This window comes from Pseudomonas sp. NPDC088890, from assembly GCF_044900155.1.
GTDB lineage: Bacteria > Pseudomonadota > Gammaproteobacteria > Pseudomonadales > Pseudomonadaceae > Aquipseudomonas > Aquipseudomonas urmiensis.
In genome coordinates, this window is record NZ_JBJDNG010000009.1 from 1 (window position 1) to 26972 (window position 26972).

Annotated in this window: 21 protein-coding genes and 1 pseudogene; 4 read left to right on the forward strand and 18 right to left on the reverse strand. The window is 60.6% G+C overall.

What is annotated here, in order from left to right; translation table 11 throughout:
• Positions 1-46 precede the first annotated feature (46 nt).
• The 5 genes from hxsD to ACI2JX_RS18770 all read right to left on the reverse strand — a co-directional run bounded on the left by hxsD (position 47) and on the right by ACI2JX_RS18770 (position 7463).
• Positions 47-346, reverse strand: coding sequence for a His-Xaa-Ser system protein HxsD (gene hxsD, locus ACI2JX_RS18750; protein ID WP_404690706.1), 300 nt, complete (start codon positions 344-346; stop codon positions 47-49).
• 659 nt (positions 347-1005) lie between these two features.
• On the reverse strand, positions 1006-2577 hold the full coding sequence (locus tag ACI2JX_RS18755; RefSeq protein WP_404690707.1) for a hypothetical protein: 1572 nt from the start codon (positions 2575-2577) through the stop codon (positions 1006-1008).
• Between the two features lie 230 nt (positions 2578-2807).
• Complete coding sequence (locus ACI2JX_RS18760) at positions 2808-4298, reverse strand: hypothetical protein (protein WP_404690708.1); 1491 nt, start codon at positions 4296-4298, stop codon at positions 2808-2810.
• Positions 4295-5971 (reverse strand): hypothetical protein, encoded by a 1677-nt coding sequence (locus ACI2JX_RS18765; protein WP_404690709.1) that lies wholly within the window; start codon positions 5969-5971, stop codon positions 4295-4297. Before ACI2JX_RS18765 ends, ACI2JX_RS18760 begins: the two co-directional genes overlap by 4 nt.
• A 619-nt stretch (positions 5972-6590) precedes the next feature.
• Positions 6591-7463, reverse strand: coding sequence for a helix-turn-helix transcriptional regulator (locus ACI2JX_RS18770; protein ID WP_404690710.1), 873 nt, complete (start codon positions 7461-7463; stop codon positions 6591-6593).
• A 117-nt stretch (positions 7464-7580) separates the two neighbouring features.
• On the opposite strand from ACI2JX_RS18770, the gene ACI2JX_RS18775 reads away from it, so the two are divergent.
• Positions 7581-7838 (forward strand): hypothetical protein, encoded by a 258-nt coding sequence (locus ACI2JX_RS18775; protein ID WP_404690711.1) that lies wholly within the window; start codon positions 7581-7583, stop codon positions 7836-7838.
• Between the two features lie 817 nt (positions 7839-8655).
• On the opposite strand, the gene ACI2JX_RS18780 is transcribed toward ACI2JX_RS18775, so the two are convergent.
• The gene (locus tag ACI2JX_RS18780; protein ID WP_404690712.1) at positions 8656-9636 is read right to left on the reverse strand and encodes a toll/interleukin-1 receptor domain-containing protein; all 981 of its coding nucleotides are present in this window, start codon (positions 9634-9636) and stop codon (positions 8656-8658) included.
• A 129-nt stretch (positions 9637-9765) separates the two neighbouring features.
• Between ACI2JX_RS18780 and ACI2JX_RS18785 the strand changes: the two are divergent.
• Positions 9766-9917 (forward strand): annotated as a pseudogene (locus tag ACI2JX_RS18785) (integrase); the annotation flags it as partial.
• Positions 9918-10007: 90 nt separating this feature from the next.
• Here the strand turns inward: ACI2JX_RS18785 and ACI2JX_RS18790 are convergent.
• Positions 10008-10922 (reverse strand): LysR family transcriptional regulator, encoded by a 915-nt coding sequence (locus ACI2JX_RS18790; protein ID WP_225915595.1) that lies wholly within the window; start codon positions 10920-10922, stop codon positions 10008-10010.
• 214 nt (positions 10923-11136) lie between these two features.
• On the opposite strand from ACI2JX_RS18790, the gene ACI2JX_RS18795 reads away from it, so the two are divergent.
• Positions 11137-12159 (forward strand): zinc-dependent alcohol dehydrogenase family protein, encoded by a 1023-nt coding sequence (locus ACI2JX_RS18795; protein ID WP_264234585.1) that lies wholly within the window; start codon positions 11137-11139, stop codon positions 12157-12159.
• Positions 12160-12565: 406 nt separating this feature from the next.
• Here ACI2JX_RS18795 and ACI2JX_RS18800 read toward each other — a convergent pair whose 3' ends face one another.
• From ACI2JX_RS18800 to ACI2JX_RS18850, 11 genes are all read right to left on the reverse strand, one after another.
• Positions 12566-13981: an efflux transporter outer membrane subunit gene (locus tag ACI2JX_RS18800; RefSeq protein ID WP_404690713.1), complete on the reverse strand. Its 1416-nt coding sequence runs from the start codon at positions 13979-13981 to the stop codon at positions 12566-12568.
• Positions 13978-17157 carry an efflux RND transporter permease subunit gene (locus ACI2JX_RS18805; protein ID WP_404690714.1) on the reverse strand — a complete coding sequence of 1060 codons (3180 nt, stop codon included), beginning with the start codon at positions 17155-17157 and terminating at the stop codon, positions 13978-13980. Before ACI2JX_RS18805 ends, ACI2JX_RS18800 begins: the two co-directional genes overlap by 4 nt.
• A gap of 12 nt (positions 17158-17169) precedes the next feature.
• Positions 17170-18411: a multidrug efflux RND transporter periplasmic adaptor subunit MexE gene (gene mexE / locus ACI2JX_RS18810; RefSeq protein WP_186553307.1), complete on the reverse strand. Its 1242-nt coding sequence runs from the start codon at positions 18409-18411 to the stop codon at positions 17170-17172.
• A 181-nt stretch (positions 18412-18592) separates the two neighbouring features.
• A complete protein-coding gene (locus tag ACI2JX_RS18815) occupies positions 18593-19180 on the reverse strand; it encodes a TetR/AcrR family transcriptional regulator (protein ID WP_404690715.1) in 588 nt (195 codons plus the stop codon).
• A complete protein-coding gene (locus tag ACI2JX_RS18820; protein WP_404690716.1) occupies positions 19146-19964 on the reverse strand; it encodes an HpcH/HpaI aldolase/citrate lyase family protein in 819 nt (272 codons plus the stop codon). The genes ACI2JX_RS18815 and ACI2JX_RS18820 overlap by 35 nt, the downstream gene beginning before the upstream one ends.
• Positions 19961-20803 (reverse strand): MaoC family dehydratase N-terminal domain-containing protein, encoded by an 843-nt coding sequence (locus ACI2JX_RS18825; protein WP_404690717.1) that lies wholly within the window; start codon positions 20801-20803, stop codon positions 19961-19963. Before ACI2JX_RS18825 ends, ACI2JX_RS18820 begins: the two co-directional genes overlap by 4 nt.
• An 18-nt stretch (positions 20804-20821) precedes the next feature.
• Positions 20822-22024, reverse strand: coding sequence for a CaiB/BaiF CoA transferase family protein (locus ACI2JX_RS18830; RefSeq protein ID WP_404690718.1), 1203 nt, complete (start codon positions 22022-22024; stop codon positions 20822-20824).
• 15 nt (positions 22025-22039) lie between these two features.
• On the reverse strand, positions 22040-23203 hold the full coding sequence (locus ACI2JX_RS18835) for an acyl-CoA dehydrogenase family protein (RefSeq protein WP_312152922.1): 1164 nt from the start codon (positions 23201-23203) through the stop codon (positions 22040-22042).
• Between the two features lie 18 nt (positions 23204-23221).
• Positions 23222-23818: a thiamine pyrophosphate-dependent enzyme gene (locus ACI2JX_RS18840; protein WP_404690719.1), complete on the reverse strand. Its 597-nt coding sequence runs from the start codon at positions 23816-23818 to the stop codon at positions 23222-23224.
• Complete coding sequence (locus ACI2JX_RS18845; RefSeq protein ID WP_312152925.1) at positions 23806-24336, reverse strand: thiamine pyrophosphate-binding protein; 531 nt, start codon at positions 24334-24336, stop codon at positions 23806-23808. Before ACI2JX_RS18845 ends, ACI2JX_RS18840 begins: the two co-directional genes overlap by 13 nt.
• Before the next feature lie 124 nt (positions 24337-24460).
• Entirely contained in the window at positions 24461-25801 is a 1341-nt protein-coding gene (locus ACI2JX_RS18850) for an MFS family transporter (protein ID WP_404690720.1), read from the reverse strand.
• Between the two features lie 246 nt (positions 25802-26047).
• Here ACI2JX_RS18850 and ACI2JX_RS18855 point away from each other — a divergent pair, with 246 nt between their 5' ends.
• The gene (locus tag ACI2JX_RS18855; protein ID WP_404690721.1) at positions 26048-26971 is read left to right on the forward strand and encodes a LysR substrate-binding domain-containing protein; all 924 of its coding nucleotides are present in this window, start codon (positions 26048-26050) and stop codon (positions 26969-26971) included.
• Position 26972: the final 1 nt, after the last annotated feature.

The following is a 26972-nucleotide window of genomic DNA, read 5'->3' on the forward strand; positions in this document are numbered from 1 at the left end:
CGAAAAGGCAGCAAGCGGTAGTGCTTGGCGTCTGTCGCAATCAGTGTCACCGCGAAACCCCACATCCAGCGAGCGCGGCTCGGGCCAGGACTTCGCGCAACCCTGCTGTTTCGCGGTTGATATGCTCGCGTAGGGCGAAGTCGTTGAGATGCTGGAGGATCAGCGAGTGAGCCTGCTCCGGGGAAAGCGTCAGCCTTGCTTCAGCGGGGTAGGCCGTGAGGCTTATTTGATTGGTTTCAATACCGACCTGGATCGCGACAGTGTCGGCCAGGGAATAAGCGGCGCGTTGCACCACGCTGAGCGGGTAGGCTGCGCTGTCGAGTTTCAGCGTGACTGGCCATGTCATCGGAACCGGTCCTTCAAATCCGTTGGGAACGTGTGGATTTTGTAGGTTATCGAGGCATTATGCCATCATAATTTTTTACATTTTCACGCATTTGTCCAGCGTGGTAGGTGGTGCGTTTACACGGCTCGGCCATTGATACGGGGTAGGGCCGAGGGTTGATATCTCCCTCAGTCCACCCACCGCCACAGCGGCTCATTCAGCATCCCAACCCCACGCAACTGCATTTGCCTCTGGTTCTTCTGCAACTCCAGCACATTGCCCCCGTTACACGACGACAACGCCTCAATCAGCAGTCTGCTGTGCGACACCACCCACACCTAGCTACGTTGCGACGGGCGGATGATCAGCCGCGCCGAGGCCGATAGCAGGTCGGCATACAGGCTGTTTTACGGTTCGTTGAGCACCATCAGCGACAGGGGGACGTGTCCTCCAGCGCGACGACGAGGTCTTCGACCTCACCGTTCTCGATGATAGTTTTGATCCTGAACTGACAATCTTCGGGGTTGGTGGTGATGTTGGATAAAGCATTTTTCTACCTGTCTGTGTAGCTTGGCACTGCGATAAACATGGCTCAGTTGGCAGGCTCTGTGTATTCGCGCCTAGCAGACGGCGGGCTTGAACCCCACCGTCTGCTCGCGTCAACCCTGGGAGACCGCTACTTACAACCCTTCAATAAACATCTCTTGAACTTGATCGGCACATTCAAACGCAGCCTCAATTGCTTTTTGATTCGCCCGCGTAATCTCCCCCAGCACGTCGCGTAGCGCATCCAGGCCGTCATCAAGACTACCTGCCTCCATCACACTTCTAAGCGCTTGCACATAGCACTCTTGCCCAGGATACATATCGACACCGGCCCGCTCGGTCTGCCCGAACACGCGGTAAATCAACCGTCCCTGAATCATCATGTACGCTACCTGTAGTTCCAGGCTGCTCCACAACTCGTCACTGCTTCGGAGCGCGAACACAGTCGCCAGGGTTTGTGCCAGCAGGTATTGCCCCAGCATCTCTGCACGGTCTGAACTCTGATGCTCTTGTAGGCGAGCGCTCACCAGCAAGAATGTGGCGAAGCAGCAGTCAGTCAGTGCCGTAATGAGCTCTCGACCCTGTGGATTGTCTAGGCGCATACGGCTGACGGCATCGTTGATGACATCGTCGTATATCGCAGACAGAACGTTGTCTAGCAGGCGAGGTAGCTGTGGTTCGCCCCCGCCAACCGAGCGCTGCTGCTGGTTGCCCAACGCCACAACCAGCTCTTTGAGCATGTTGGTCATCACTAGCACTTCGTTCTCTGAAAGCTGATCGAAGTACTGGAAGTCGTAGTCGTTGATGTAGAGATTCTTCGCCTCGCAGCGAATGCTGCGAATCTCGCTGATCGGGAATTGCTCGAGTTTGCGAAGTGTCCCCTTGGCCCACACTGCCTGAGCGGTCACCACCATGAAGTCCTTGGCGGTCTGCAGGAAGGTGTTATCGACGATCATCAGGATGTCGTATGGCTTGATCTGCCCAGCCGATACCTCGATGACCTTCTCGACCTTGTACACCTTGATCGAGGGTGCCACCTGGATCTGGTGAGACAACCTGTGCCGCTTGGCCACCGCATTGACGATCTGCAGCTGATCTTGCTGATAGCTGCCTTCGAACGCGGGCTTGCGAACAGGCTCGGGCTCGGGCTCGGGCTCAGGCTCAGGCTCAGGCTCAGGTTGCGGCGGCCGAGGAGGAATAACAGTTGCAGGCGGGGCGCTGACAGGCTCTTCGCGTACAACCGGCGCCTGGCCGGCAGCAGGTTGCCCAACGGGCGCCTCGACTGCTTGCCCCACCGGCTCGGCAGGTTCCTGCAACTGGTCCGCCAACTTCTCCAGCAGTTGCAGCAGAGTCTTGGGCTTCATGCTCGAACCGGCCATGCCGAACGCGCAGCCATTACCCAAGAACAGTTCAGAACCTTTCGTGGCCCGAGCCTGGGTCGTGGCTTTGAACTCTTCCCACTGCATATGAGTTTTAGCCGAGGTGGTAGTCCAGTCGTTTTTCCAGAACAGGCCATGTGAGGTAAACGCCAGGCCGTTCTTCGCCGAACCGAAAACCGTCGAATCGACGATGGCGAACACTTTCGCGGAAGAGGGCATGCCATAGGACGCGGCGGCGTTATCGGCCTTCTTGCGTGGAATGTCTGGGGCAACGTAAAGACCTTCGGAATGGAAATTCTGCAAAACACCAAGTACTTTTTTTTCCATGACTGCTCTCACTGGATCAACTGCGTTCGCATTCGTTGCGCACGGATTTCTACGCGCCAGAGGGCAGGCCCGCGGGCGCGAATTTGATAACTATCAGAGTTCGGAGTTGTGGCTGTATGGTGCTTCCGTCTGCTAGCGGCGCATTGGGTGGCCTGCGATAAGGCCACCGTACGTGCGGTAGTCCGGCGGTCTCTCCTTTATATCTGCCAAGCTTTCATTCTTTGAATCTGTCACGCACTCGCCACTAGCCGCTCGTATTCAGCGTCCAGGTAGGTATCGACGGCCTTGATGTCGAGCCTTCCGTCCTGGTACCAGGAGTTGAGTTCCTTGAGTGCCAGTGTGCCGAAGCGCGCCCAGGCAATGAGGTTTGAGCGCAACATGAACTGGATCATGTCGCCGCCCGAGCGAATCGCCGCATCGGCGCCATCCAACACACAAAGGGTGCCGTGTGCCATCAGCAGCATCCGCTGAAGTTCGGGATTAGTGGCCGATGGAATGCACTCAACCCATTCCTTCTCGTGATAGAAGCGCAGCTTCACGACCCACATCACTCGGGTCAACATTTCGCTAAGCATCACCGGAATAGCCATTGCGAGGCCGTGACGCAGGTCGTAGCCCTTTTCGAATACCTGGACGGCGATCGTGGCAAAGGTTTGCCGATGCTGTCCAAACTCGCCGAGGTTGATGAACTGCAGTAGCGAGTAAAACGGAATCGGAATACCCGACCCTCGCGTTTTCGCACCAGAGGAGCCGGCCACATCCGAAAACAGGTGCCCCAGCCAATTCATGCAGCCGCAGAACAGCTTAGCCACCAGGTTCGAGCCCTTGAGTTCGAACGTATCGGTATCGACACTGATGATTCGGCCGGCATCGACGAAATGTGCGCTACTGGTGAACTGATCCAGTATCGAGAAGAACAACCCGACAAGGTCCGGCGAATGCGCCAGGCTCTTGATGTGGTGGTTGCGCGTGCTCATCTTGAACAGGCCGCCGACATCGCCTCCGTGACGATGGTCGTAGTTGACCTTGTACTTCCTTTCCAGGAAACCAATGGCGCTGGTTACCGGGTCACTGCCTTTGTTAGGGCCTTGCCAGCCGTTCCAGGCAGCGAACCTCTGCACCGCTTTATCGGTCATGTCGTCAGTAAAGTGGGTGAGCGCTCCCTGACCTGGGAGGCCGACGAACAGAACGTCCACCAGGCCGCCGATCAGGCCGCAGGTGCCGGCGATCATGTAGTCGTATTTGTCGCAGTGGGCGCCCTTGTAAGAGAACTCATCGCGGATGCGTTTTTCCAGCGCAATACGTTGGCTTGCGCTCATCAGGTCGCGGAACGGATCGTGGCCAAACTCGATCCTCTGTCGCTGGGCATAGGCAGTGACCTGGTCGAGGTAGCCACTCCAGTCGCTCTCGCCTTTCATGTCGATGAAGTCGAGGTTTGGCAGCGGCGTGCCCACGCTCACGATGTTTTCTTGTACGGCATAACTGCTCTCGACAAGCAGCGCATCGTCGTCATCCACCTCGAAAATCACCTGGTTCCCTTCGACCAGTGTTTCAGCTTCGAGCATCAACAGTTCGAGATGCTGGCGGCTCTGTGCCTGCGTGGCCTGCAGGTTTTGCAGTGCACCATCGACCAGTTCTAAGTGGTTTCGCGCGGTGTTCAACTGGTGCTTTTGCACCAGCATCGCCTGGGCCTGTTCGGTCGACGCATCCTTATTGCTCATGAGAACAGACCGAGCAGCTTGCCCTTGGCCTTGTCTGCCATGTCGGCGGCGCCGCCGACAAGTACATCGCTGACGTTGAAATAACCGACCGCTTCAAAGGCTCGGGCAAGGTTCTCCAGCGCCTTCGGCGAAACGCCTGGTTTGATTGCGAGCTTGAGCGTCTCGAACTGCTGGCCGTCCTTCTCCTGGGAGAATGAACGTTCTTCGTAGAACGACCTGATGAAGTCGAACAGCTCTGCCTTAGTAGGCTCCTTGGTGAGCGTCTTGAGCTTGGCGTCGTCGAGGAAACGAGCGCAGCGCAGTTTGGTCGCGCTGCTCTGGGTCGCTTCGCACTTGTTGGTCAGCACGGTACCGGCGCCGATCATCTGCCCCATCATGGCGGTAAGGCGCTGGATCATCTGGCCTTGCTCGCCATGTTCGGCCAGGGCTTGGCTCAGCCGATCGGTAATGTGGTTGAGGTCCTGCATCAGCAGCGAGATGGTCGCCTGGGTCTGCTTGATGACCTCGACCAGCATCAGCTCGCGTCGCTTCGAGCGCGTGAGCTCGTCCGCACCCGTCAGTTTGCGCACGCCTGCGTAGGCGCCCACACCGAGCAGCACGGCGACACCGATCCCCGTGGTCATGCCCGACAGGCCGAGTATGCCGCCCATGCCCAGCGTGGCGAGGCCGGACGTCAGCCCGGCCGCAGACATGCCTACCACCGAACCCGAGAGATACACTGCGGCCAGTGGAGTGCCGACAGCCGCGGCCTTCGCCGAAAGCAGCTTCAGCGCGCTGACAATTTGGTCATCGGTGACATCGTCCTTCAGCATGCTGTGGTCGTTACGGATGGCCGCGACGGCGAGGTCGATCTCGTCATCGGTGACCTGCAAGAGCGCACGGTTTCTTTGCAGGAAGCCGAAGGTCTCCAGCGAGCCGCCGCCGGTGGAGAAGTACAGGTTGATCAAGTCTTTGGTCAGCGAAATGTGCAGCGGCCTGATCTGCCCCCGTGGGCAATGGCTGTCCAGCTCCGCAAGCAGTGCTTCGAGCGCTGCCGTCTGGTTGAAACCGGTCATGTAGGCGCGCACAGTGAAGCGCGACTCGGGTTCCAGGTCCAGCCGCGTCATCAACAGCAGGATCTCCGCGAACTCTTTTTCATCGATGACCGAGTCGTTGTCGTAGGCCATGTTCACGATGACTTTGAGGTAAGCCACTTTGACCGCTTCTTCCATCTCCTCGAGAGGGATGAGCTGTTTTTCGTCCTGGAACTCGGTGAAGTTTTCGATAACGCCCTGCAGCACGGATGCGAGTGCTGCGTAGTCGCAATCACTCAGGTCCTTGATGACCAGTTGGCTATTGTCCTTGCGCTCGAAGATCAGGGCGTGCTCGAGCTTGTCCATGCTTCCGGTGTGCACCTGGGTGTACTTGGCGCTGCGGATCTCTTCGTAGGGGAAGTGGATCGGGTCGGCGAATCCAGAGCGGTAGATCACTTGCTCGCCAGTGAACAACAGACCGTCCTTGCCATTACCGAACAGGTTGTTGTCGAACAATGCCACGACGTTTCCTGGCAGCCCGTTGTATGCGAAGGCCTTGAGCGCGTTGTTCAGCTTTTTTTCATCGATCCCCGGAGCAACGGAAACATTCTTGGAAGAGATAGAGCCGAGGTTTTCGCGAAGATAGGCGCTAACACTCATGGAAGGTCCTTTTCTAGATTAAGCGAGTCGCGACATGCTAACTCGGATGGTGGCGCAATGCCATTTTGACTTTAGGCGATAGCGGCTACACACAAGCAGCTCATGACTGAGCCTTTTCGCGTGCCGAAAGGGCGCGTTTTAGCTCCGAATATTCGCGGTACAACTCGTAGCCCTTTTTGATCACCACCACGAGCCCAATGGCTGCCAGGAGATTTTTCATGGCGCGTTCCTTTCGGGTAATTTGACTTATTGGGTCTGAAGCAGCGACCTGAGTCGATGAGGTCAACCGTGTCAGACAGGGGCAAGATATGTAGGATTTCAGGGCGTATCTAGAGTGTTTACATGTACAGGTAAACAATCCATGCAGGTTCGGGGGCGAAGTCATGGATGAACACCTGGCGTAGTTGGAAAGGGGCTTGCAGTTCGAGAGGAGGACGTTCGAGCCCTGGGCTCGGAGGCAAGGGCGCTTGCCCCCAGGGCCACTGCAAGTGGAGCTTCTGCAAGTGAATCAATGGGCGTTGAAGCGCACGCACGTCCCTAGCACCTTGGGTGCGTCGCAAACTTTACATATGTCTGCACACTGGCCACGATTTAACGGCCATCTCTCCTGTAACAGGGCTTATACATAGAGCCAAGGGGTCAGCGCCTCCAGGTTCTTCACCACGATCTGTTGCGCCGGAGCCTTGGGTTCAAGCTTTTTCGGATCAATCTGGTAGCGCTGCAGCACGTAACCCACGAGCGCACACCGCGTCGGGATGACCAGTTCGCCATCGTCCATACCGAAGTCGACTTCGATGATCGCCTTCTGGTCAGGTTTCAGCCGTGAATCTGGCTCGATGATCACATCGATGAGGGTGTTCCATTCCTCGTCATCGCCGATCAGGTTCTTGCTCGTTCGCTCGAACTCCGGCTCCCCGCGGAACCTGCTCAACACGAAATCCCGATACTTGCGGTTCTTCTCGCAGTAGGCCCGTACATGCCAGCGCATGCCTGTGTAGATCAAGGTATGCGGCGAGATCAGCCGCGTCTCCGGTATCGGGTTGGCTAACGACACGTATTCAATGGCAATCACCTCGCCATTGCGGCATGCCTTGAGCAGTGGCCTCAGTACCTCTGGGCGTATCGTGCGGTTCGGCACCTCCAGCACCTTGGTGTGTGCATAGGCGAGTGCCAGCCCCTCCACATGCGGTGCCCGCGAGTGAGTCTGGTTCAGCAGTTGCAGATAGGCATTGGCACTGTCGTCGATGAACAGCGGCTTGAAGTGCTTGCTCGGCACATAGCCCTTCAGTTGTTTGTCATATGTAAGGTTCTTAGGCGCATGCTCGGTGATGTAGGTGTTGATGTCCTTGGATGCCTGCTGGCGACTGATGCCGAAGCTCTGCATCAGATGGCCCGTGGTCAGGCGGCCTTCCCACCAGGCCACGGTCTCGATCAAGCGATAGCGAAGTGCCAGGTCCCAGCGAACCTGATTGATCTCTTGAGTGCGTTTCATGGGCCGTCCATGTGTGTGATTTGTTTACCTGTATAAGTCTACAATCTATACGTGTAAAACATCACTACATATCCTTTGACTGTCTTCGGAACAAATGACCTAGCGAAAGGATTGAGCATGACTACGACGGATGTGATTTCGACAGCGGCGCTGGTGATGACGGTGGTGATTGCTGTGCTGCTGTTGGCCCACTACTTGAAACTGCAGAAGGTGTGGACGGTGGTCGTCAATTGCCGTGCGAGCCTGCGTTGGGCGCGGATTCATGAGGCAGAGAACAAGGAGCTACGTTCGGCGCTTCGAGCGGAGAGGGAGCACGTAGATCAGTTGCTGAGGAAGGTGGCTCTATTGAATGTGGTAGAGCCGGAGGGCAAATGAATATCATCTGCTATCAATCGCGGGCTACGGATTACGGCGATGATCGGGGTTAGGAGGCGCTGTCCTTCATATAGAACGGCAGCAGAAACCCGCGATAATAAAGTGGCATTTCATTCGTTGCATCTGCCTGCGTGTGACCGGTTTGACACAAAATATAGAGAAATCCGCTTTACGTTTGATCGCTTCTTCGTAGATGCAGTTGGGACTGAATTTTTCGGAAGACACGGTACCGTCTGGAAAAAGCGGAAGTGAAATTACACGCTCCAATATCGAGAGTGTAAGGCCTGAGCAAGACTTATCTGAATCTATCCGGTTCACAGCTTTAACGATGGCTTTTGATAAGATCTTGTGAATAAGCGGAATACCAAATTGCTGTCAGACAGACATCGCCTATCCCATGCTGCTAACCCGACGAAGGGAAGTTTAAATTTTCATACTTCAAGTTCAGGCTTTCCTCCGCTGCCTGGCGGAACTGCTCAGCATCTATGGTGCAGTTAGGTCGGACGACGTAGATGCTTTCGTCAGATCCTGAGCTTGGGAATCCAGCCATAAACGATCCTTCTGGTCCGGTATGCAGTACCTCCCAGGTATCATCGTCGAACGCTTTGATGACCAAGCCAGCATTGTGAAATGGCCCTTTGTTGCGTCAGCAATGCGCCGTGACCTGCGGCAGGTATGATCGAAGAACAGCAGAATATCTCCAGGAAGAAAATTCGGGGACAGCATGGCTTGGTGCTGTGTTATTTGGTTTTGCCAAGTCGTTTTCTTCATTTTCTCACACGATTGGAGGCTATTTGCCATTGCAGTGGCATTTCATTTATGCAGCGTCAACAGTTGCACCGGCGGCATCCAAAATCCCCTCCAAAACGCGGCAGCCTTCATCGTCGTGGGTCAACTCACGCAGCAGATCCTCCACATCCAACGTAAACCCCTCATGGCTCCAGTTCATATTGAAGAACTTGAACGCCAACAACACCCCCGCGCGCTCAATCAGTTTCTGCTCCGGCTCCCGCACCAACTGCGGAAAGAACACCGACATCACCGCCGTAGCCAACGGCCGCATCTCCGACGAAAACTGAACATAGTCCCAATACCAGCGCCCCTTGCTCGGGCAACAGGCAGGCCCATCCTCCTCCAGCTCATGCCGCCAGCGGCTGCTCTCCCACATCCACGCCGGCGGCATTAAGACATACTCCGCTGCTCCCTCCGGCCGTACCGTAACTTCATGAGTCTGGCCACTCCCCCAAATCGTCATCGGTCGTTGATTCAAGAAGGCGAGGGCGCGCTGCCGCAAATGAAAAAGCGCCAAGGTGGCATTGATCTCTCTCTGCAACTGCGCCTGGCTGCAACCTTCCGCCACCCCGAGGACAGTTGTCCCGATATGAAGATTTCGACTGTGCAACGGCTGCAGGTTCAGGTACAGACGGCCTGCCAAAGGAGCGGGCAGTTGCCCAGAACAACAGGACTCCAGAATCAGCGGTATTATCCGCACCCCAGGCTCGTCAGCGATCTCCGCCAACATCAGAAGCTCATCGTACAGACCTCGTCCTTCGAGCTTGGCCGCCGCAAGATAGTCCTGGTCACACAAGCACAGAACCAGCAGTGGCCGCTTGGCCAAAGCTTTGCGAATGGTGCCTGTGATCATCTCGCCAAAGGCGATGTTGTCCCGATCCCAGAACACGTCGTGCCGCCAATCGAGACTGGCGACGATGCTTTGCCGTACCCATTCCTTTTTCTCAAACCCTTCGCCCCAGGCGTAAGAGATGAAAATTGATATGCCCTCGTCTTCTTTCGTCATGTTGCCTGTCTATATGCCAGTAGCCCCCGTCGGAGCACAGATGCATGATGATCTCTAAGGTCTCCTTAGGCTGCCCGCATCCCAACACACTGCCTGAGGTCCTGAACATGTCACAGAGACAATCCGGCACGTACCGGTGAGCTCCGCTTGGCCACGTCGGATCAGTTCGACTTGGAGCAACGGCTGTGGATCATCCCGCCTGAAGAGGTCAAGCAGCTGCAGCTCAGGAACCGCAAGACTCGCAGTCTAGCCTCCAAGGTGCCGCTTACATTGTTCCGTTAGACTTTGGAAACAGCCTGGTTTCTCCAAGGGAAGTTTGATCTGGCTGATGGTTGGCAGAGAGTAGTTGCGCGAAGACATTGGGTGTCTTGTCAGAGACTATCAGGATCGCCAAAGAACATCTGAATCCTCGAACGCAACCAACGCTCCGCCGGATCATTATCCTGCGCCCCACGCCAGGCCATATGCAGCTCAAAGCTACGCACTTCGATCGGCAGATCCTCCGCCCGCAAACCGCCGCCAGCGGTGAGGGCTGCGGCGGTGTAGTCCGGCACCGTGGCGACGATATCGGTCCCGGCCAGCAGGCTGCCCAGGCCGTTGAACTGAGGCACCGCCAGCACCACATGGCGCTTGCGGCCGATCTCGTCCAGCGCTTCATCGATAAAACCGGACAAATCGCCAGCAAACGACACCAGCGCGTGCGGCCGGGCGCAGAAGTCGTCCAGGGTGATGCTGCCGGGCATGCTGTCGGCGCGCAGCAGTTTCGGCTTGCTGCGGCGCAGCACCTTGCGCTTGGCGTTGGCGGGCAGGTCGCTGGTGTAGCTGACGCCCACCGAGATCTCGCCTGAGGCGAGCAGGGTGGGCATCAGCAGGTAGTTGACCCGGCGCACCACCAGGACGATGCCGGGCGCTTCGGCGCGGATGCGTTTGAGCAACTGCGGCAGCAGGGCGAATTCGGCGTCATCCGACAGGCCGATGCGAAACACCGAGGTGCTGGTGGCGGGATCGAACTCGGCGGCGCGGCTGACGGCGGTGGAGATCGAGTCCAGCGCGGGCGACAGCAGGGCGAAGATTTCATGGGCGCGGGCCGAGGGCTCCATGCTGCGCCCAGTCCGCACGAACAGCGGGTCGTCGAACAGGTTGCGCAGGCGCGACAAGGCGGCGCTGATCGCCGGCTGGCCGAGAAACAGCTTCTCGGCGGCGCGGGTCACGCTGCGCTCGTGCATCAGAGTTTCGAACACGATCAGCAGGTTGAGGTCTACGCGACGCAGGTCGTTACGGTTCATCGATGCGCTTAGCCTATTCGCCAAAGGTGGGGCAGGGGTGAATCTTAAGGCCAAAGGCTGTTACCCTGCACCGATTTCCGGGGGCCAATGTGCGAAATTGCCAGGGGCCCAATCAATGACAAGCATGTCGACTATTAACGGCCACTGATGGTCTAACGCTCAAAGCCCGGATAAAGTCCATGGTAATACGAGGTTCACACAGGCGAGGTATGCGATGTCCCGCATGATCCGATTCCATACGTTCGGCGCGGCCGATGTGCTCCGTTGCGAGGAGCAGGGCGAGCCGTCGCCCGCCGCCGGCGAGCTGCAGATCCGCGTCGAGGCGATCGGCGTCAGCTGGTACGACGTGCTCTGGCGACAGAACCTGGCGCCGTCCAAGGCGCGCCTGCCGGCGGGCATCGGCCATGAGATGGCCGGGGTAGTGACGGCAGTCGGCGAAGGCGTCGACGATATTGCTGTAGGCGACCGGGTGGCTAGCTTCCCGGCCACCAGCGCCAATGATCACCCGGTGTACGGCGATGTCATCGTCTTGCCGCGCACGGCCATTACCCGTTACCCCGATAACCTGACGCCGATCGAGGCCAGCGTTCACTACACGCCGCTGCTGATCGCCTATTTCGCCTATGTCGACCTGGCCCGGGCCAAGGCCGGGCAGACAGCATTGGTGACCGATGCCAGCCACTGCGCAGGGCCGGCCTTCGTGCAGTTGGGCAAGGCCTTGGGGCTGAAGGTATTTGCCGCCACCAAAGAGCCGGAGCAGCGTGATTACCTGTTGAGCCTGGGTGCTGACAAGGTCATCGTCACCGAAGAGCAGGACCTGCTCATGCAGATCGGTAAATACACCGATGGGCGTGGCGTCGATATGGTCCTGGACGGCCTCGGTGGCCCGCAGATGTCGCTGCTTGGCGATGTCCTGGCGCCACGTGGCAGCCTGGTGCTGTACGGGCTGCAGGGCGGCAACCAGACGCCATTTCCGGCGTGCGCTGCGTTCCAGAAAAATATCCAGTTCTACGTGCACTGCATCGGCAATTTCACTGGTAAGCCCGAACTGGGCATCACCCAGGACCAGGTGGCGCTGCAACGGGCGCTGCGCGATATCAACCAGTTCACCGCCGACAAGCTGCTGACGCCGCAGATCATCAAGGTCTATCCGTTCGAGCAGGTGGTCGAGGCGCATCGTTACATGGACGAATGCCCATGCGGTGGTCGTGTGGTGTTGGACATGGGGCAAGCCTGAGCGCTGTCTATCTAGTTCAAACTAGGCCTTAACCCTCAAACGCCCGGTGCAATGCATCGGGCGTTTTGCTTTTCTGGGGCTATGAGGCCGATCTGAGGTGTTGATTCACCCTTGCCTTAGCAACCCTCAGCAGACCTGCTGACGACTCACAGGGCTGCTCAGCAGCCGCTTTACCCAAGGCCTGTCCTGCACCCGCTGGACCTGCGTTCATTAAGCAGCGATCACTCTGCGCCAGGCAGCCTCTGCCTCCCAAGCGACCCACCGTAGTGACAACGTCGCTACATCAGCGGGTGCGGCTGACGAGCTGCGTTTTGCGACCCATAAAAAAGCCCCGCGGACCAAGGCCAGCGGGGCAAACGGTTGGGGGAGGAGCCAACCAAAGGAGTCGTTAAATCAGTATCAAGAATCAGCGCACACTGGCCACCGTCTCAGGCTGCCAGCCACCGCCCAAGGCCTTGTAGATCGCGACGATGCCGCGATACAGCTCGACCTCGCCCTGGGCCTGGGCATCCTCGGCACTGAGCCGTTCGCGCTCGGCGTCCAGCAGTACCAGGTAATCCACCGTGCCTTCGCGGTAGCGCACTGAAGCCAGCTCTGCGGCTTTGCGGCTGGCATCGCTCTGGCGCATCAACGCCTGCAAGCGTTGCTGGGTCTTGCCGTAATCGCTGAAGGCATTGGACGATTCTTCCAGCGCCAGCAATACCTGCTGCTCATAGTTGGCCAGCGCGCCATCGGCATCGGCCTTGGCCCCGCGCAGGCGGGCACGCACGCTGCCTAGATCGAACGCTGCCCACGTGATGCTCGGGCCAAGCGCCCAGGCGTTGGCGGCGGACGAGCCGATCTGCGAGCCGCGGGCGGCGGTGAAGCCGAGAAAACCACTGAGGCTGACCCGTGGGAACAGGTCGGCGGTGGCCACGCCGACATTGGCCGTGGCCGCTGCCAGCTGCCGTTCGGCGCTACGAATGTCTGGGCGACGACGCAGCAGTTCACCCGGATCACCCACTGGCAGCGCCTTGGCAATCGCCGGCAACTGCTTGGGCGACAGATCCACGCTCAGCGCGTCGGGCCGCTGCCCAAGCAGGGTGGCGATGCGGTTGCGGGCACGTACCTGCTCGGCCTGCAACTGCGGCACCGTGGCTTCGACTGCTGCCAGCCGGGCATCGGCGCGGACCACGTCCAGCTCGTTGCCCACGCCAGCATCGCGCAGGGTCTCGGTGATGCTGCGTGAGTCCTGCTGGGTCTTGAGGTTGGCCAGGGCGATTTTCTCGCGCAGTTGCGCACCGCGCAGTTGCCCATAGGCATCGACCAGCTCGGCGATCAGGCTGACCTGCAGTTGTTGCAGGTCGGCTTCGGCTGCCGCTTCCTGGGCTTCGCTGGCTTCGATCTGGCGGGCAATGCGGCCGAACAGGTCAAGCTCCCAGGCCATGTCCAGGCCCAGGTCATAGCGTTCGCTATTGACCCGGCGCTCGGTCTGGCCAGGAATCTGGCCCTTGCCCAGCTCGCTGCTGGCGCGGCTGCTGACCACCGGCAAATTGTCGTTCTCGGCATCTTCGCGAATCGCCCGGGCCGCCTTGAGGCGGGCAAACGCCACGCGCAGGTCACGGTTGCCTTGCAGCGAGGCCTGCACCAACTGGTTCAGCGCCGGGTCGTCGAATTGCTTCCACCACACGCTTTCAAAGCGGCTGCGATCGAACGCGTTGGCCTGTACGTCAGTGTCCAGCCTTGCCGGTTCGGTGTTCGGCGCCTGGTAGTCCGGGCCCACTGCGCAGGCCGCCAAGGCCAACGCCAGCAGGCTCGGGGTCAGGGGTTTGAGCAGCTTCATGCATGGTTCTCCAGCGGCTTGGCGTGCGCAGCCTTGCGGGCCTGGCGACGCTCGACGAATCGGCGGATCAGGAAGAAGAACACCGGGGTCAGGAACAAGCCGAACAGCGTCACCCCAATCATCCCCGAGAACACCGCAACACCCATGGCATGGCGCATCTCGCTACCGGCACCGGAGGAGAACACCAGTGGCACCACACCCATGATGAAGGCAATCGAGGTCATCAGGATCGGACGCAGGCGCAGACGGCAGGCTTCCAATACCGCTGCCAGCGGATCCAGGCCTTCGGCCTGTTTATCCTTGGCGAACTCGACGATCAGGATGGCGTTCTTGCACGCCAGGCCCACCAGTACGATCAAGCCGATCTGGGTGAAGATGTTGTTGTCGCCCCCGGAGATGATCACCCCGGTAATCGCCGACAGCAGGGTCATCGGTACGATCAGGATCACCGCCAGCGGCAGGCTCCAGCTTTCGTACTGGGCCGCCAGTACCAGGAAGGCCAGCAAGACGCAGAGCGGGAATACCAGCAGTGCAGTGTTGCCGGACAGGATCTGCTGGTAGGTCAGGTCGGTCCATTCGAAGGTCATGCCGTTGGGCAGTTCCTCTTTGATCAGTTTCTCGATGGCCGCCTCGGCCTGGCCGGAGCTGTAGCCGGGGGCCGCAGCACCGTTGATTTCGGCGGTAATGAAGCCGTTGTAATGCATCACCCGATCAGGCCCGGAGGTGTCGCTGACCTTGAGGAAGGTCGCCAGCGGGATCATCTCGCCGAGGTTGTTGCGCACCTTCAACTGGCCGATCTGCTCGGCGTCGAGGCGGAACTGCTGCTCGGCCTGGACGTTGACCTGGTAAGTGCGGCCAAAGCGGTTGAAGTCGTTGGTGTACAGCGAGCCCAGGTACACCTGCAGGGTGTCGAAGATGTCATTGATGGCCACGCCATGGGTCTTGGCCTTTTCCCGGTCGATGGCAGCATCGACCTGTGGCACGTTGACCTGATAGCTGGTGAACAGGCCCGCCAGCTCCGGCACGTTGTGGCTCTTGGCAATGATGTTCTGGGTTTCTTTGTACAGCGCCTCATAGCCCAGGTTGCCGCGGTCCTCGATCTGCAGGCGGAAGCCGCCGATGGTGCCCAGGCCCTGTACCGGCGGCGGTGGGAAGATCGCGATGTAGGCATCCTGGATATCAGCGAACTTGGCGTTCAGCGCGGCAGCGATGGCCGCCGCCGACTGGCTTGGGTCCTTGCGCTCATCGAACGGCTTGAGCGGGGTGAACACGATGCCGCTGTTGGGGCTGTTGGTGAAACCGTTGATCGACAGGCCCGGGAAGGCCACCGAATCGGCCACACCTGGCTGCTCCAGGGCGATCTCGCTCATGCGCTTGATCACAGCTTCCGTGCGATCCAGGCTGGCCGCATCCGGCAGCTGGGCGAACGCTACCAGGTACTGCTTGTCCTGGGCCGGGACGAAGCCGGTCGGTGTGGACGAGAAGCCGAGGTAGGTCAGGCCCATCAAGCCGGCGTAGACGAACAGGGCGATACCACTGGAACGGATGACCCGACCCACACCGCCGACATAGCGATTGCTGGCGCGGTCGAAGAAACGGTTGAACGGGGCGAACAGCCAGCCGCCTAACAGCCGCTCGAGCAGCCGCGAGAAGCGGTCCTTGGGTGCATGGTGCTCCTTGAGTAGCACCGCGGCCAGGGCCGGCGACAGGGTCAGCGAGTTGAACGCCGAGATAACCGTGGAGATGGCGATGGTCAGGGCGAACTGCTTGTAGAACTGCCCGGTAAGGCCGGAGATGAACGCCGCCGGGACGAACACGGCGCACAGCACCAGCGCCGTGGCGATGATCGGCCCGGTCACTTCGCCCATGGCTTTTTGCGTGGCTTGCAGCGGTTTCAGGCCAAGGCCGATGTTACGTTCAACGTTTTCCACGACGACGATGGCGTCGTCCACCACGATACCGATCGCCAGTACCAAGCCAAACAAGGACAAGGCGTTGAGCGAGAAGCCGAACAGGTGCATCACGGCAAAGGTACCGATCAGCGACACCGGCACGGCCAGCAGCGGGATGATCGATGCGCGCCAGGTTTGCAGGAACAGGATCACCACCAGCACGACCAGGATCAGCGCTTCGAACAGGGTGTGCACCACCGCTTCGATCGAGCCACGGACGAACACGGTCGGGTCATAGACGATGCTGTAGTCCATCCCTTCAGGGAAGTCCTTCTTCAGCTCGGCCATCTTCGCCCGCACTTCGTCGGAGATCTCGATGGCGTTCGAGCCTGGGCGCTGGAAGATCGGCAGCGCCACCGCCGGCTGGTTGTTCAGCAGCGAGCGCAGGGCGTACTGGCTGGAGCCGAGCTCAACCCGGGCGATGTCCTTGAGGCGAGTGATCTCGCCATCGGCGCCGGCGCGGATGATGATGTTCTCGAACTCTTCTTCATTGACCAAACGGCCCTGGGTGTTGATCGACAGCTGAAAGCTGGTCGAACCTGGCGCGGGCGGCGCGCCGAGCTGGCCGGCAGCGACCTGGCGGTTCTGCTCGCGAATCGCCGCCACCACATCACTGGCCGTCAGGTTGCGCGAAGCGGTCTTGTTCGGGTCGAGCCAGACCCGCAGGGAGTAGTCGCCCATGCCGAACAGCTGCACGTCACCGACACCGCCCAGGCGCGCCAGCTCATCCTTGATGTTGAGGATGGCGTAGTTGGACAGGTAGAGCATGTCGTAGCGCTGGTCCGGCGAGGTCAGGTGCACGACCATGGTCAGGTCGGGCGAGGCCTTGTCGACGGTGATACCAATGCGCGTGACTTCTTCCGGCAGCTTGGGCTGGGTGCGGGTGACACGGTTCTGCACCTGCACCTGGGCGTTGTCCAGGTCAGTGCCCAGGGCGAAGGTGATGGTCAGGGTCAGCTTGCCGTCGGCGGTCGACTGGGAGGACATGTAGAGCATGTTCTCCACCCCGGTGATGGCCTGCTCCAGCGGTGCGGCGACGGTTTCGCCGATCACCTTGGGGTTGGCGCCGGGGAAGTTGGCACGCACCACCACGGTGGGCGGGACCACTTCCGGGTATTCGCTGATCGGCAGCTGGAACAGCGCGATCGAGCCTGCAATCAGCAGGATCAGCGAGAGCACGGCGGCAAAGATCGGCCGTGTGATGAAGAATTTCGAGAAGTTCATCGGTGTTGTCCCTTAACCGCGCGGTGCCTGGGCACTGGCGACTTTCTCACTGGAGCCGGCCACGCGCGGCGCCGGGTTGCTGGCTTCGAGCGCCTGGCGCTGACGGGCCAGGGTGGCGAGGGTCTGCTCACTGGCCATGGCGATTTCTTCCGGGGTCACCGGCGAGCCCGGGCGTACCCGTTGCAGGCCCTTGACCACGATGCGGTCGTCCTTGCCCAGGCCGCTACGCACGATGCGCAGGCCTTCAAGCTTGGGTCCCAGCTCCACCGCGCGGTAGGCGGCCTTGTTGTCCTTGTCCATGACCAGCACGAACTTCTTGCCAAGGTCGGTGCCGACCGCTTCGTCGTTGATCAGCACGGCGTCGTACTTGGCGCTGCCGACCAGCTTGAGACGGGCGTACAGCCCCGGGGTGAACTGACCGTCGCGGTTGTCGAACACGGCACGGCCACGGATGGTGCCGGTGCGCGGGTTGACCTGGTTGTCGACAAAGTTCATCTGGCCCAGGTGCGGGTTGCCAGCTTCGTTGGTCAGGCCCAGGTAGACCGGGGTGCTCTGGCCGCGCTGGCCTTCGCGCGCCAGCTGGGTGTACTTGAGGTACACGCGCTCGTCGGCGTCGAAGTAGGCGTACACCTTGTCGGTGGAAACCACCGAGGTCAGCGGGGTGACGTCGGCAGTGACGATGTTGCCGGCAGTGAACTCGGCGCGGCTGACCCGGCCGCTGATCGGCGCGGTGACGCGGGTGAAGCTCAGGTTCAGGCGGGCCAGGTCCAGCTGGGCCTGGATTGCAGCGACACCGGCACGCGCTTCGGCAGCAGCGCTGGTGCGCGATTCGGCAAGCTCGGCAGAGATCGCGTTGCTGTCGCGCAGGCGCTCGCCACGACGCGCTTCGTTTTCGCTGCGCACGGCGGTGGCGCGGGCTTGTTGCAGCTGTGCTTCGAGGCGGCGGACTTCGGCCTGGAACGGGCGCGGGTCGATCTGGAACAGCAGGTCGCCTTTTTTCACTTGGGCGCCTTCGGTGAAGCCCACCAGGTCGATCTGGCCCGAGACCCGCGGCCGCACCTCGACGGTTTCCGGAGCTTCCAGGCGCCCGGTGAACTCGTCCCACTCGTTGATCGGCTGCTCGATCACCTTCGCCACACTGACCTTGGGCGCAGCGGGGGCCTGCACGGCGTCGGGGGTTCGACCGCAAGCGCTGATCACCAGCACTGCCAGGGCAGCGAGGGGATAGCGCAGGGGTTTGAGTGATGGTTCCATGGAGAACTCCGCCAATTATTGGATAGTGGGCGGATTCTGCGGCTCGTGCGCGCAGGGAACGAATCGAACGCGGCGAAGGTTATTATCACGCAGAATGATATGTCGCGATATTTCATCGATGGCGGGCATGATGCTTGGCGTCAATCAACTCAGGGACTGATGAGGCCGCTCAGGCTTGGAGCTAAGGGCTAGTGAGAATCCTCAGGCACACACGTAGCGCCCACGCCTGGATGCTCGCTTCGTCCAGTCCACCGCTGCGAAGATCCGCCGCAGCGTTGACGACCGCCAGTATGCCCGCCACCGCTGTGCGCCGGTCCATCACCCGAAAGCGCCCGCTGCGCTGTCCCTGCTCGATGATCGCCAGCAACGGCGCCTTTAACCGCTCAAGCCGCTGTTCGAGCCAGCGCCGCTGATCATCCAGCAGGTGCCGAGCCTCATGGCGCAACAACACCTCCTCCAACGGATGCGAGCACTGGCGTGCCAGCACATACTCCAGGTAGGTGCGCAGTTCGCGTTTGTTCCGGCGTACTCGCCAAGCGGCCAAGCGCCGATCCAGCACATCCATCAACACCAGCAACAATAGGTCCTGCTTACCGGTGACGTGATGATAGAGGCTGCCTGGCAGCATGCCCACTCGACTGGCCAACTGGCGCATGCTCATCGCGCCAAAGCCAATTTCAGCCATCAATTCGGCGGCTGCCTCAAGGATCGACGGCGGGCAACCGCCGCGCGCGTCAGCGGCTTGCGCGGTGCAGGAGCGCGCGGGCACGGAGGATCACCGGTGCATCGATCATCTGGCCATCCAGGGTAAAGACCCCGGCACCGTCTTCAGCCTGCGCCACCACACGCTGTGCCCACTGCAGCTCGGCGGCATCGGGCATGAAGGCTTGATGGATCAGGGCCACCTGCGCCGGGTGGATGCACAAGGCGCCGCCAAAACCCATGTCGCGGGCAAAGCCGATATGTCGGCGTAACCCCTCGCTGTCGGCAATTGCCGCAAACACCCCATCCAGCGGCGGCGCCAACTGCGCCACGCGGCTGTGCAGCAGTACCGCGTAACGCGCCTGGCCCAGTACCTGCGCAGCTGCCTCGCTGCCATCGCGCAGGTTCAGGTCCAGCGCCAGGTCGAGGCTGCCGAACGACAAGCGCTCGACACCTTGGGCACTGGCCAGTTGGGGCAGGGCGGCCAGGCCCCTGGCGCTTTCTATGATCGGCCACACCGGCTTGCCGGTGGCATGCACGCTGCGGATCTGTTCGACGGTTTCTGCCTTGGGCAGCAAGATGCCGATCACGCCTGGATAGCGCTGGCACACCTGCAAATCCGCCTGATGGCCGGTGTGCTCAGGGGCATTGACCCGCACCAGTACCTGCAGCGGGGCCGATTGTTCGAGAAATCTTTCAAGGTTTGCTCGGGCCTGATCCTTGAGGGCTTCCTCCACGGCATCTTCAAGGTCGATGATGACCCGCTCGGCGCCGCTGGCCAAGGCCTTGGCAAAGCGTTCTGGGCGGGTTGCCGGCACGAACAGTGCCGTGCGCACGATCTCCCGGTTCATTGGCTATCCTCCGAAACGAAAGCGACTTCGCCTATTTGTGCCAAACCCGCCTGGTTGCCGGCCCACACTTGCGCTTTGCCGTCTGCGAGCAGGCAACCGCCTACCTCGAATGGCTGCGGTGAGATCAGCGGCCGCAAGCCGCGGAAGGCAAAGCCAGTCACTCGAACGTGCGGGTTGGCGCGCTGGAACGCGCGCAGGCTAAGCGTGGCAATCAGCGGGCCATGCACTACCAGGCCCGGATAGCCTTCGGTTTCGCGCACGTAGGGCCAGTCATAGTGAATGCGATGGCCGTTGAAGGTGACTGCCGAATAGCGGAACAGCAGGGTCGCATTGGGCTGTACCGGTTCATGCCATTGCCCTTCAGGCATCGCTTGGGTCCCGCCAAGTTTGGGTGGGCTCGGTTCGCGGTAGACGATGTCCTGTTCATCGCGCAGGGCGATGCGGCCATCCTGGAAGTATTCATGCAGCACGGTGACGAACAGCAGCGCGCCAGTGCGGCCATGCTTTTCTTCGACCTTGGCTATCGTCGAGCGACAGATCACCTGCGCTTCCACCCGCAGTGGTTCGATGAATGTCAGGCGGCTGCCGGCCCACATTCGATTACGCTTGTCCGCCGGCGGCAGGAAACCGCCCCGCGCCGGATGGCCATCATCGCCCAGGCCGGATTCGGGCAGCGGGTCCTGGAAGAATGCCCAGTGCCAGAGTAACGGTAAGGCCTCGCCTGGACTGGGCGCAGCTTCGCCCAAGGTTGCGCCGATGCGCTTGACCAGGTTGTGGCTGAGGCGATCGCTGCGCTCTTCGCTGCGGCCGATCCAATCCTTGAGGTTGTGCGTTGTCATTGTTGTCCTCGTTGCAAGTCAGATCGCGCCAGCGCCTCGCAGGCTGGCAATTCGCTCAGGGCTAAGGCCCAGTTCGGCGAGGATCGCGGCACTGTGCTCACCCAAGGCCGGCACCGGATCCATGCGCGTTGTATAGGCATTGCTGGTCGCCGGCGGTAGCAGGGCAGGCACCTCGCCGGCGCTGGTCTTGACCAGGCGCCAGCGTTGCCGTGCTTGCAACTGCGGGTGCTGCCAGACACCGCGCATGTCGTTGACCTGGGCATTGGCGATACCGGCGCGCTCCAGGCGCCCGATCACCGTGGCCAGGTCCAGTGCCGTGAAGGCGCCAGTGATCAGCTCACGCAAGGCGTCGCGGTTTTCCACACGTTTGAAGTTGGCGGCAAAGCGCTGGTCCTCGGCCAGCGCGGGTTGTTCGAGCACCTGTTCGCAGAACACCTTCCATTCCCGCTCGTTTTGCAGGCCGAGCATGACCGTGCGGCCATCGCCGGTAGGGAACGGTCCGTACGGATAGATAGTGGCGTGAGCTGCGCCCGCCCTGGGCGGCGGGCTGGCACCGGCATAGGCGTAATACAGTGGATAACCCATCCACTCCACCAGGCTTTCCAGCATCGACACCTGTACCTGGCTGCCGACACCGCTCTTCTCTCTGAGTAGCAACGCCGAGAGAATCCCGCTGTAGGCATACATGCCAGCGGCGATGTCGGCGATGGAGTTGCCGGCCTTGGCCATGTGATCCTCCCCGGCATTGCCAGTTACCGAGAGAAAACCGCCTTCACTCTGGATCAGCAGGTCATAGGCCTTCTTGCCTGCATAAGGCCCGCCCGCACCGTAGCCGGAGATATCGCAGACGATCAGCCGCGGGTAACGCGCATGCAGTTTGTCGAAGCCTAGCCCCAGACGCTCAGCGGCGCCTGGCGCCAGGTTTTGCACCAGCACGTCGGCCTGCTCGAGCAACTGCTCGAGGATACTGGGTGCGATATCTTGCTTGAGGTCCAGGGTCAGGCTCTCTTTCGAGCGGTTGGTCCAGACGAAGTGCGAGGCCAAGCCATTGACGCGCTGGTCGTAACCGCGGGCGAAGTCGCCCACCCCAGGGCGTTCGACCTTGATCACGCGTGCGCCCAGATCGGCCAATTGACGGGTGCAGAACGGTGCGGCGATGGCGTGCTCCAGGCTGACCACGGTGATGCCATCGAGCGGACGGGTGCCAGTGGACTGAGTCATGATTCAGGCTCCAGATCAGAACGAGCGCGGCAAATCCAGCAAATGCTCGGCCACATAAGACAGGATCAGGTTGGTGGAGATTGGCGCCACCTGATACAGGCGTGTCTCGCGGAACTTGCGTTCGACGTCGTACTCGTTGGCAAAGCCAAAGCCGCCGTGGGTCTGCAGGCAGGCATTGGCCGCCTCCCAACTGGCCTTGGCCGCCAGGTACTTGGCCATGTTCGCCGCAGCCCCGGCATTCTGGCCGCTGTCGTACTCGGCGCAGGCGCGCCAGCGCATCAAGTCGGCCGCCTCAAGCTCGATATGCGCCTCGGCGATAGGAAATTGCACGCCCTGGTTCTGCCCGATCGGGCGGCCGAACACGACCCGGTCGCGCGCATACTGGCTGGATTTCTCGATGAACCAGCGGCCGTCACCAATACACTCGGCGGCGATCAACGTGCGTTCGGCATTGAGCCCATCGAGGATGTAGCGAAAACCCTTGCCTTGCTCGCCAATCAGGCTGCTGGCAGGAATGCGCAGGTTGTCGAAGAACAGCTCGTTGGTCTCGTGATTGACCATGTTGGCGATCGGCTGCACGGTTAGCCCGTTGCCGATGGCTTGACGCAGATCCACCAGGAAAATCGACATGCCCTCGGACTTTTTTTCAACCTGAGCCAGCGGAGTGGTGCGGGCCAGCAGGATCATCAGGTCAGAATGCTGAACTCGCGAGATCCATACCTTCTGGCCGTTGATCACATAATGCTCGCCGTCGCGCACGGCAGTGGTCTTGATCTTGGTGGTGTCGGTACCGGTGGTCGGTTCGGTGACGCCCATCGACTGCAAGCGCAGTTCGCCACTGGCAAGCTTGGGCAGGTAATAGCGCTTTTGCGCTTCGCTGCCGTGGCGCAGCAAGGTGAACATGTTGTACATCTGGCCATGAATGGTGCCGGAGTTACCGCCGCAGCGGTTGACCTCTTCAAGGATCACCGAGGCCTCGGCCAGCCCCAGGCCCGAGCCACCGTACTCCTCCGGGATCATCGCCGACAGCCAGCCAGCACTGGTCATCGCCTGGACGAAGGCTTCGGGAAAGCCCTTGTGTTCATCGATCTTGCGCCAGTACTCGGCAGGAAAGTCGGCGCACAGGGCGCGCACGCCTTCGCGAATCGCAGTGAGTTCTTCGTTGTGGTAATGGCTCATCTGGGTTCTCCAGGCAGGTTAGAGGGGCAGCAGGTCCAAAGCTGCACGAAAGCGATTCTTGATGTAGTGGCCATCGCGCGGCGGCAGAATCCGGGGTGGGTTTTCGGCCTTGATCTTGACTGTGGCCAGCTTGACCCCTTCGCGGTTGGCAAAGCGTTCGCGCAGTGCCTGCACACCTTCGATGTCACGAATTTCATCGGTCCAGCTGAAACCGCAGGTACGCGCGACCTGGTCGAGCTGGATGCCGAACCCTGCGTGACTGACCTGCATACCGGTCTCGCCGAAGTGGCCGTTATCCAGCACCACGATGCTCAGGTTGGCCGGTTTTTGCAGAGCAACCGTGGCCAGGGCGCCAAAACCCATCAGCAATTCGCCGTCACCGGTGATCACCACCACCGACTTGTCCGGCTGGGCGTTGGCCAGGCCCAGGCCGACAGTGATCGCGCTGCCCATGGCCGCCCACAGGTAATAGTTGTTGGGGTGATCACCGGCGGCCATCACGTCATATGAAGCCGAACCCAAGCCAGTTACCACCAGCAGGTCGTGGCGGTCGGCGAGCAGGCTGCGCACCACTTCGCGGCGGCACAGGCTGTGGTTTGCACTTACTTGACCCATTGTTTTTCTCCGATCAGGCGCTGGCCGAGCAGCAGGGCAGTGGCGGCATCACCGTTGAAGGCCATGGTTGCCGCGCCATGCAGCAATGGCGCGACATCCTCGGGCTGGTCGGCGCGCCAGGTCATGACCTTCATCAGTTGCAAGGAGGCCTCGGTGGCCTGGCCCATGGGGTTTTGCCAGGCATTGAACTCAGCCCAGTCGCCGCGCATGGTCACCACCATCAGCAAGGGGAAGCCGGCACAGTTCTGCAGGGCCAGGGTGTTGAGGCAGTTGCCCACGCCGCTGGACTGCATCAGCAGAGCGCCGCGTTCACCTCCCAGCCAGGCGCCGGCCAGGTAGCCGATGCCTTCTTCTTCGGTGGTGAGGACCACAGCGTTGATCTCGGGGTCTTGATAGGCCAGGCGGATGGCCGCCGAGTGGCCGGCATCGGGGACGAACACGATGTGCTTGACGTCGTGGGCCTTGAGGACGCGGAACACGTCTTGCTGCCAGGAAGGTTCAGTTGCATGCGATGACATGAGGGGCTCCAGTGCTGCGCTTGTTTTGCTTGATCATGGCGGCCATCTGCGGCTTGGACGACTACCGTTTTTCTCTTTGAGATATGCCGCCTGGGTATAGCTCTACGCGTTAAGCCACATAGAGTCAGGCAACATCGGCCAGCCGTTGGGCATCCTTCATTCCGGTGTTTTCCTCAACCCGCCCATCGCCGCTGATGTAGCCATGACGCGATAGATTGGGCATCAGCACCGAGGCGATGAACGTCACGCACAACACGGCTGCGACGTAAAAGAAGAAGTAGGTTTCAACGCCCTCGGCGCGAAATGACAACGCGACATACTCCGCTGTGCCGCCGAATGCCGCGTTGCCGAGCGCGTAGGGAAAACCCACCCCCAATGTACGCACTGCGGGCGGGAACAACTCGGCTTTGACGATTCCGGCAATCGGCGTGTACAGCGAAGCCACCACCAGCCCGCCGAATACCAAGGCAAACGCCATCAGTGGGCTCTGCGTGCCCTGAATGGCGAACAGCAGCGGGATCACCAACATTACCCCCAGACCGGAGAACAGCAGCATGTGGGTCTTGATCCCCAGGCGATCGGCGAGCAGCCCGAACAACGGCTGACAGAGCATGAAACCGATCAGTGCCGAGGTCATGATGAAGCTCACCGTCTCGGCATCGAAGCCGGCCGAGATCACCAGGAACTTCTGCATGTAGGTGGTAAAGGTATAGAAGTACAGCGAACCGCCAATGGTGAAGGCGATCACCAACGCCACGGCGCGTTTGTGCTTGAACATTGCGCGCAGGGAGCCGGCGCCTTCGCGGTGCATGTCTTTCTTCGAGGCGGTCTCGTGCATCGAGCGCCGTAGGTAGACCACCACCACTGCGCTCAATGCGCCAATCAAGAACGGAATGCGCCAACCCCATTCGCGCAGCTGTTCGTCACTCAGCGTCTGTTGCAGAACCACCACGGTGAACAGCGCCAGCAGTTGTCCGGCGATGATCGTGAAGTACTGGAACGAGCCATAGAAGCAGCGCCGCCCAGGGGTGGCGATTTCACTGATGTAGGTGGCGCCGGTGCCATATTCAGCGCCCACCGACAGACCCTGGATCAGCCTGGCAAGCAGTAGCATGATCGGCGCGGCGATACCGATGGTTTCGTAGGTTGGCATCACGGCGATCAGCAGCGAGCCGCCGCACATCATGAACACCGAGATGATCATCGACACCTTGCGTCCACGGGTGTCGGCCAGCCAACCGAAGATCCAGCCGCCAAGTGGGCGCATGAAAAAGCCGACCGCGAACACCCCGGCGGTGGCCAACAGTTGCGTGGTGGTGTCGCCCTTGGGGAAGAACGATGCGGCGAAATAGATGGCGGTGTAGGCGTAGATGAAGAAGTCGTACCACTCGACCAGGTTGCCCGAGCAAGCGCCCAGGATCGCGCGCACGCGGTTGGGCTGGGGCGGGGAGGTGGACGGATGCATGGCGGGGTCCTCGCTTATTGTTGTTGTAGGCGCGCAGGCAGGCTGCCTGGCGTTGGACCTCACGCTACTCCAGCCAGCGCGGGGCAATAAGGGGCCTGGGCAGCTAGCTGATATGCCGGATTTCTATAGCTGATGCAGGTAGACTCTGCGCACGCCAGTGCCGGACAAGCCCGCGTGCCTTTCGAGGATGCAGGCTTGCCCCGGGGTGGTGCCGGCATTGCCACCGCAAACCCAACGGACCCGCCCATGGACGTCGTTCAACTCAAAACCCTGATTCATGTCGCTGAGCTCGGCAGCCTGAGCAAGGCTTCCGACCGCCTGCACATCGCCCAGCCGGCGCTGAGCCGGCAGATCCGCCAGCTGGAAAAGGAGCTGGGCGTCTATTTGTTCGAGCGCCACGGCCGAGGCATGCAGATCACCGAGGCGGGCCGCGAAGTCCTGGCCCATGCCACACGGATCATGGAAGAGATGGAATCTATCCGCAGCTCCGTAGCCGGCGGCCGTGCGGCGTTTCGCGGTAGCGTGGTGGTGGGGACCACGCCAACGGTGGCTGAGATCGTCACCGTGCCCCTGGTCAGCCGCATCCGCCAGGCTCATCCGGATCTGGCTGTGCGCTTTTCTTCGGCCTTTAGTGGCTATCTACTGGATTGGCTGCAACGCGGCGAGCTGGAATTGGCTATCTCCTACGATCCGCAACCGCTGCACACATTGCGCATCGTCCCGGTAATGATGGAAAACCTCATGCTGGTCGGGCCTGCCCAAGCCGGTTTGCGCCTGGATCAGCCAGTGCCCTTCGACAGCTTGGCCGGACATCAGCTTGTGCTGCCTAGCGCCCGGCATGGTTTGCGCAAGATCATGGATGAATGTGCCCAGGCGCGAGGGTTGAAGTTGACTACCAGTGTCGAGGCGGATTCGTTCGGCGCGATGATCGACCTGGTGCGCCATGGCTTCGGCCTGACCGCGCTGCCATTGGCATCGGTACATGCCCAGCTGGAAAGCGGCACGCTTTGCGCCGCACCTTTGGTCGAGCCGACGCCGATGCGCAAGTTGGTGCTGGTGTATCCGGCTGATCGGCGGGTCAGTCCGGCGGCGCGCTATGTGGGCGATACCTTTGTCGAAATCGCTGCTGACCTGGTCGGACGCGGGATCTGGGCAGGGCATATGTTGTGAA

Bases quoted from the DNA above. Each gene is read 5' to 3' on its own strand.
- ACI2JX_RS18835 (WP_312152922.1), bottom strand. From the start codon at position 23,203: ATGAGCCATTACCACAACGAAGAACTCACTGCGATTCGCGAAGGCGTG.
- ACI2JX_RS18770 (WP_404690710.1), bottom strand. From the start codon at position 7,463: ATGAAACGCACTCAAGAGATCAATCAGGTTCGCTGGGACCTGGCACTT.
- ACI2JX_RS18795 (WP_264234585.1), top strand. From the start codon at position 11,137: ATGTCCCGCATGATCCGATTCCATACGTTCGGCGCGGCCGATGTGCTC.
- ACI2JX_RS18850 (WP_404690720.1), bottom strand. From the start codon at position 25,801: ATGCATCCGTCCACCTCCCCGCCCCAGCCCAACCGCGTGCGCGCGATC.
- ACI2JX_RS18765 (WP_404690709.1), bottom strand. From the start codon at position 5,971: ATGAGTGTTAGCGCCTATCTTCGCGAAAACCTCGGCTCTATCTCTTCC.
- ACI2JX_RS18825 (WP_404690717.1), bottom strand. From the start codon at position 20,803: ATGACAACGCACAACCTCAAGGATTGGATCGGCCGCAGCGAAGAGCGC.
- ACI2JX_RS18800 (WP_404690713.1), bottom strand. From the start codon at position 13,981: ATGAAGCTGCTCAAACCCCTGACCCCGAGCCTGCTGGCGTTGGCCTTG.
- ACI2JX_RS18805 (WP_404690714.1), bottom strand. From the start codon at position 17,157: ATGAACTTCTCGAAATTCTTCATCACACGGCCGATCTTTGCCGCCGTG.
- ACI2JX_RS18780 (WP_404690712.1), bottom strand. From the start codon at position 9,636: ATGACGAAAGAAGACGAGGGCATATCAATTTTCATCTCTTACGCCTGG.
- ACI2JX_RS18760 (WP_404690708.1), bottom strand. From the start codon at position 4,298: ATGAGCAATAAGGATGCGTCGACCGAACAGGCCCAGGCGATGCTGGTG.
- ACI2JX_RS18855 (WP_404690721.1), top strand. From the start codon at position 26,048: ATGGACGTCGTTCAACTCAAAACCCTGATTCATGTCGCTGAGCTCGGC.
- mexE (WP_186553307.1), bottom strand. From the start codon at position 18,411: ATGGAACCATCACTCAAACCCCTGCGCTATCCCCTCGCTGCCCTGGCA.
- ACI2JX_RS18845 (WP_312152925.1), bottom strand. From the start codon at position 24,336: ATGTCATCGCATGCAACTGAACCTTCCTGGCAGCAAGACGTGTTCCGC.
- ACI2JX_RS18830 (WP_404690718.1), bottom strand. From the start codon at position 22,024: ATGACTCAGTCCACTGGCACCCGTCCGCTCGATGGCATCACCGTGGTC.
- ACI2JX_RS18790 (WP_225915595.1), bottom strand. From the start codon at position 10,922: ATGAACCGTAACGACCTGCGTCGCGTAGACCTCAACCTGCTGATCGTG.
- ACI2JX_RS18755 (WP_404690707.1), bottom strand. From the start codon at position 2,577: ATGGAAAAAAAAGTACTTGGTGTTTTGCAGAATTTCCATTCCGAAGGT.
- ACI2JX_RS18820 (WP_404690716.1), bottom strand. From the start codon at position 19,964: ATGAACCGGGAGATCGTGCGCACGGCACTGTTCGTGCCGGCAACCCGC.
- ACI2JX_RS18775 (WP_404690711.1), top strand. From the start codon at position 7,581: ATGACTACGACGGATGTGATTTCGACAGCGGCGCTGGTGATGACGGTG.
- ACI2JX_RS18840 (WP_404690719.1), bottom strand. From the start codon at position 23,818: ATGGGTCAAGTAAGTGCAAACCACAGCCTGTGCCGCCGCGAAGTGGTG.
- hxsD (WP_404690706.1), bottom strand. From the start codon at position 346: ATGACATGGCCAGTCACGCTGAAACTCGACAGCGCAGCCTACCCGCTC.